A 2,467-nucleotide genomic window follows, 5' to 3' on the forward strand; every position below is an offset into this window, starting at 1 on the left:
CCGCCGACGCGTGCTCCAACTCGCCGCGCTCGCCGCCGCGGCGGGTGGCGCGGCCGGCGCCGTCGCCCTCGACGGGACCGCGTACGCGGCTGCGCCCGGTGGCTCCGGGGCCTTCTCGGCCGCCCGGTTCGCCCGTCCCGCCGCCGACAGCATGCCGCTGATCCTGTGGTTCTGGAACGGCCCCGTGACGCCCGACCTCGTCGACACGACCCTCGCCGACCTGCGCGACAAGGGAGTGACCGAGGTCCTGGTCTTCCCCTTCGACACCCCGGCCCTGCGGCCCGTCTTCTTCACCGAGGCGTGGTTCGACCTCGTCGAGCACACACTCCGCGAAGCGGACCGCCACGACATGGGCGTATGGCTGTTCAACGACAACTTCTTCCCCAGCGGCCGGGCCGGCGGGTTCGTGGTCAACGGCGGCCAGGTCGGCGACCGCACCTACCGGCCACGCCCCGACCTGCGGACCAAGAGCGTCCGCAGGAGCAGCACCGAGGTCTCCGGCGGTACGTCCGTCACGCTGGACGCCCGGACCCTCTCCGTCACCGGCGGGCGGCTGATCGTGGACGCCGCCGCGTACGACGGTGTCCGCGTCCTCAAGGAGGGCGCCGGCTGGGGCGACGTCACGGTCACGGCGACGGTACGGGTGGAGCGAGCGGCGGCGGGCCTCATGGTGCGCTGTCCCGACGCGAGGAACGGCTACCTGGCTGACCTGCGGTCCGACGGCGGTGTCGACCTCTGGCACCAGAGCGACGGCGCGTTCACCCTGCTGCGCCAGGGAGCGGCCACCCCCGGCTTCGACGCGGGCGCCGACCACCGGCTCACGGTCAGCGCCGTGGGACAGACCATCCAGCCGTCGCTGGACGGCGCCGGACTTCCGCCGGTGACCGACGCCGCCTTCGCGACCGGCACGGTCGGCGTCCGGGCCAGCGCGACGCAGCGCTCGTCGTGGTCCACCCTGACCGTGGACGACGCGGCCGGTGCGCGGCTGTTCGGCGAGACCTTCGACGGCGCTTCGGCCGTGGACGCCTTCCAGGTACCCGCCGATGCCGGAGAGTTGATCGCCGCGGCGGCCCGGCCCGCCGGGGCCACCGGCGGCGAGGCGATCCCGGGGATGATCGACCTGACGGAGGCCGCTCGCGGCTCCGGCGTCTGGGAGGCGCCCGCCGGGCAGTGGCTGGTGGACGTCTACACCTCCGGACTGCTCGCCGACACCTCCGGCAGCAGGCGTGACTACCTCGACCTGCTGGACGACGAGGCCGTGGGCCTCTTCATGGACATCGTGCCCGGTGAGTACGCGCGCAGGTTCCCGTGGGCGGTGGGCGGTGTGCTCCGGGGGTTCGCCGACGACGAGCCCTTCATCGCGTCCGCCGACGCCGAGTGGGCCCAAGTTCCCTGGTCCCAAAGCCTGGTTGACGAGATCGGGAAGCTGGGGAGCAAGACCGGCCTCGGCATTGTGCTGTCGGCCGTCCACGAGGACCTCGGCGACGAGGGAAGCCGACTGCGCGGTGTGTTCTGGCGGGCCGTCTCCAACCGGTTCTCCGCCGCGTACTACAAGGGCGTCGGCGACTGGATGGGCGCCCACGGGCTCGCGTTCATCTCCAACCCGCTGTGGGACGAGTACGGGCCCGCCGAGCAGGTCAGGAGCACCGGCAACCTCAACACCGCACACCAGTGGGCCCAGATACCGGGCACCGACCTCATCTCGGACCAGTACCAGCGCGGTTACCACCGCATCCTGCCGCGCTGGCCCGCCACCGCCGCCCACCAGGTGGGACATGAACGCGTCTACCTCGAAGCCATGGGCGCCACCGGATGGCAGGTCACACCGGCCCTGACCCGGGAAGTGATCGGCGCGTTCGTCGTCCGGGGTGTCAACAAGGTGCTGCTGCACGCCCGTTTCTCCGACCCGGACACCATCGTCTTCGCTCCGCCGTTCCAGCCGGTCAACCCGTGGTGGGATCTCTCCGCGCCGCTGAACGACTGGATCGGGCGGCTGGTGGAGGCGGTACGGGCCACTCCCCGGGCCCGTACGGCGCTCATCCAGCCCCAGCGCGCCGCCGAATCCCTCCAGGACGGTCCCGAACAGGCCTCTCTCGACGAGGCGTTCGTCGCCGCGGTGCACGCCCTGGAGGACGCCCAGATCGACTTCGACCTCCTCGACGAGGGCGCGCTGGACCAGGACCCCGCACTGATCGAGCACGGCAGGGCCCGGGGATCCCGGCTCACCGTCGGGCACCAGGACTACGGCATCGTCGTGCTGCCCCGTACGCCCATGCTGTCGGTCGGGGCCGTCGAGGCGCTCACCGGCTTCGTGGACGGCGGCGGGGTCCTCGTCGTCGTGGGTGATCTGCCGCTGCGCGAACCGGCGGGCCACGACGCGCAGTTGGCGCGAGCACTGGACACGCTCCTCACCGGCTCCCGCGCGTCCCGCGCGCTGCGCGCCGACGACCCGGCGGGGGCGGCGGCG

The 2,467-nt window shown here is 72.8% G+C and carries 1 protein-coding gene; it reads left to right on the forward strand.

Annotation, left to right across the window (positions count from 1 at the left end; translation table 11 throughout):
- On the forward strand, positions 1 to 2,467 hold a 2,467-nt coding region (locus QR77_RS02935), incomplete at both ends, for a glycosyl hydrolase (protein ID WP_201778785.1).

The organism is Streptomyces sp. 150FB (genome assembly GCF_000818195.1).
In the GTDB taxonomy this organism is placed as follows: Bacteria; Actinomycetota; Actinomycetes; order Streptomycetales; family Streptomycetaceae; genus Streptomyces.